Genomic DNA, 3,956 nt, shown 5'->3' with positions numbered 1-3,956 from the left:
TCCACCCTGGACATCACCAACGAAGACTTCCTCGCCGGCAAGCTGCGCTTCACCCGCAACGGCGCCACCGGCGCCATCCTCAATCAGGGCGAACTCAAGGCGGGGGATGGCGGCCTAGTGGCCCTGCTGGCGCCGACGGTGAAGAACGAAGGCATCGTCAGCGCCCGCCTGGGCAGCGTAGCCCTGGCGGCCGGCGACAAGGTCACCCTGGAAGGGGGCGCCAACGGCTTCCTCCAGGTGGCCGTAGCCCCGGCCACGGTGAAGACCCTGATCGAAAACAAGCAGATGATCGTGGCCGATGGGGGCCAGGTGGTGATGACCAGCAAGGCCGCCGACGCCCTCTCGGCTGGCGTGGTGGCCAACAGCGGCTCCGTCCAGGCCCGCACCTTGCAGGAGAAGGAGGGGAAGATCCTGCTGCTGGCCGACATGAGCCATGGCGAAGTGCAGCACAGCGGGGTGCTGGATGCCTCCGCCCCCACCAGCGGCAATGGCGGCTTCGTCGAAACCAGCGCGGCCAAGGTTTCCCTGCCCGGCAACCGCAAGGTCACCACCCTGGCCGCCCGAGGCAAGAGCGGGACGTGGTTGATTGATCCGAATGATTTTCTGATCGGCAGCGGCCCCTACGGCGGCCCGCCCGGCAATATCTCCGGGGATACGCTCAGCAATGACCTGACCCAGGGGAATGTGACCATCAGCACAGCGACCCAGGGGAGTGCCGGGGGCAATGGCGACATTTTCGTCAATGACCGGGTGCATTGGGGGGCCAACAAGCTGACCTTGTCGGCCGAGCGCAATATCTACGTCAATGGCGTGCTGGATGGCTCCGGCAGCGCCAGCCTGTCTCTCGAATATAGCCAGGGGCAGCCCAGTGGCGGCAATGGCAACTACTTCATCCCCGGCATGATCAACCTGCCGGCGGGCCAGAACTTCAGCACCCGGAATGGCAGCAGCGGCACCTTGCTCACCTACCAGGTCATTACCAGCCTGGGCAGCGCGGGCAGCAGCAATGGGACCGACCTGCAAGGGATGCGCGGCAACCTCAGCGGTCGTTACGTGCTCGGTGCCGACATTGACGCCTCGGCTACCCGCAACTGGAACAGCGGCGCAGGCTTCACGCCCATCGGCAATTTCTCCACGGTACCCTTTCAGGGCAGTCTGGATGGCCTGGGACACAGCATCAGCAATCTCACCATCAACCGGCCCGACACCGACATGGTGGGTCTCTTCGGCGGCACGACCGACGCAACCCGCCTCAGCAATCTGTGGCTGGAAAATGTGGACATCAAGGGCTATTCCCAGGTGGGGGCCATCGCCGGATATTTCGGCGGTCCATCGGTTTACGGCATTCATGTCAGCGGCAAGGTCAGCGGCATCAGCGAAATCGGCGGCTTGGTCGGGCGGTTAGGGGCTTCCAACAGCGCCGAGGTAACGGAATCCCACGCCAACGTGACCGTCACGGCCTCCGGCAATAACGCTGGTGGCATTGTCGGCGACCTGATGGCCAGCAGTTACGCCTCCGTCAATCTTTACAATCTCTATAGCACCGGCGCTGTCAGCGCCAACCAGAATGCCGGAGGCATCATTGGTCGCTACGCTGCGGGAAATTCTGGAAACACCATTCTGTCCAGCGTTCATGCCTCAGGCCCAGTGACGGCCTTGGCCAACGCCAATGGGGTGTTGGGACAGATCAGCAGCAGCGGCAACGCCTACATGCCCGTGCTCGTCCTGTACGCCGCGTACTGGGATAGCACCAGCACCGGTCAAAGCCAGGGGGCGCCCACCTCTACGCTGATCGCGGGCAGTGGCGCCAGCGCCGTCAGCAGTGCGCTGGGCAACCTTTCGGCCTATTCCAGCAGCGCCTATGCCGGCCTGGGGGCCTGGACATGCAGCGGTCGGCGCTGCGTGACCGGTAGCGGCAATAACAGCTGGATTCTCTTCGAAGGAGAAACCCGCCCCTTCCTTTCCAGCGAAGTCGGCGTGGCAGTGAGCAATGCCCACCAGTTGCAATTGATCTCCCCGATTCATAGCCACTACCTGACCCGGGATATCGACCTTTCCGAAATCAACCAGGCCGTAGCCGGCACTGCGCCTGGCAGCATGTGGCGTTCCACCGGCTTTGTTCCCCTGGGCGACATGGCGAACCCTTTCAAGGGAGGAATCCACGGGCAAGGGCACGTCATCCGGGACCTGACCATCCACCGCCCCACGGAGGACAACGTGGGGCTGATCGGCTATTCCGGCTCCACTTTCATTGAACAACTGGGTCTGCAGAATGCAGACATCCGGGGCAACAACAATGTGGGCGCCCTCCTGGGCAACATCCCCAGCAATTCTTACAGCGAGATTCAGGAGAGCTATTCCACCGGCTCCGTCTCGGGTAACGGCATTTCCGTCGGCGGACTGATCGGTTCCGCCTATGGCAATGACTGGAACATGGGACTCAGACGCTCCTTTTCCAGCGCCTCGGTGCAGGGACACAACGCCGTGGGCGGCCTGATCGGCAGCTTGGGCACCAATGACTATTCCATCGTCGTCCTTCTGAGGGATTCATACGCCAGCGGCAGCGTCCATTCGACGGGAGACGACTTTTCCACGAAGAACGGAACGGGCGGGCTGATCGGCCATGTGAACGCAGGTGACTATGGCAACACCATCATCGTCTCCAACAGCTATGCCAGTGGTGCCGTCAGTGCCGAGATAGGCTATCTGGCTGGCGGGCTGGTAGGGCAAATGAGCGGTCTGAGCACACCCTCTGTCCAGGACAGCCTGTGGAATGTGACTACCACGGGACGCTCTAACAGTGCTGTGGGCACGGGTCTCTCGAATACCCAGATGCGCCAGGCTGCGGCTTTCGCGAACTGGGATATTGCAACGCAGGGAGGTAGCAACGCCATCTGGCGCATCTACGAAGGAGACAGCCAGCCCTTGCTGCGCGCCTTCCTCACCCCGGCCACCTTGAACGGTGTGGCCAACGTCAGCAAGGTCTACGACGGTCAAGCCTTTGCCGGTGGAACGGCGGATGCGCCCAATACCCAGGCCGACAAGCTGCTTTTCGGTGGCACAGCCCAGGGCGCCATCAACGCCGGCACCTACAGCCTGCGGGCTTACTCCGAGCAACTGGGCTATGACCTGAACGGCAACCGGGATGCCACGGTCTCCGTGGCCCCCAAGGCCATCACCGTCATTGCCGATGCCGTCAGCAAGGTGTATGGCAATGCCGACCCGGCCCTCACCTGGAGCACTTCGGGCCTAGTGGCCGGCGACGTCTTGAGCGGTAGCCTGAACCGGGCAGGCGGCAGTAATGCCGGCACCTACGCCATCAACCAGGGTTCCCTGGCTAACAGCAACTACGCCATCACCTTCCAGGGAGCCAATTTCAGCATCACTCCCCGCCCCCTCAGCATCATTGCCGATGCCGTTAGCCGCCTCTACGGTGATGCCGACCCGGCCTTCACCTGGCAGTTTGCCCCGGGCAACAGTCTGTTGGGAGGCGACACCCTGAGCGGTAGCCTGGGCCGGCAAGCCGGCAACAATGTGGGGGTCTATGCCATCACGCCGGGCACCCTGGGCAATCCCAATTACAGCCTGGCCGTGCAAAGCGGCACCCTGAGCATCACCCCCCGGGCCCTTACCGTAACCGCCCAGGCAGATAGCAAGGTGTATGGCAATGCGGATCCCCTGCTGGCATGGAGCGCCCCGAATCTGGTGAATGGCGACACCCTGAGCGGCGCCCTTAGCCGCAGCGCGGGGGAAAACGTGGGCAGCTACGCCATTGGTCGCGGTTCGCTGGACAATACCAACTACACCATCACCTTTGTGGGCGACACCTTCGCCATCACCCCCCGCCCCATCGTTCTCCAGGCCGGCAACCAAAGCCGCAGCTACGGCCAGGCCAACCCCACCACCGGCTTCCTCACCCTGAGCAGCGGCAGCCTGGCCAATGGCGACACCCTGGG

General features: G+C 63.1%; 1 protein-coding gene. It reads left to right on the top strand.

The genetic code is table 11. The features are described 5' to 3' along the window. Positions 1 to 3,956, top strand: a 3,956-nt coding sequence (locus tag AZSI13_RS08360; RefSeq protein ID WP_109040719.1) for an MBG domain-containing protein, incomplete at both ends; no start/stop codon positions are given.

It is taken from the genome of Azospira sp. I13, assembly GCF_003112695.1.
In the GTDB taxonomy this organism is placed as follows: Bacteria; Pseudomonadota; Gammaproteobacteria; order Burkholderiales; family Rhodocyclaceae; genus Azospira.
This window is presented reverse-complemented; position numbering and strand designations above follow the sequence as displayed.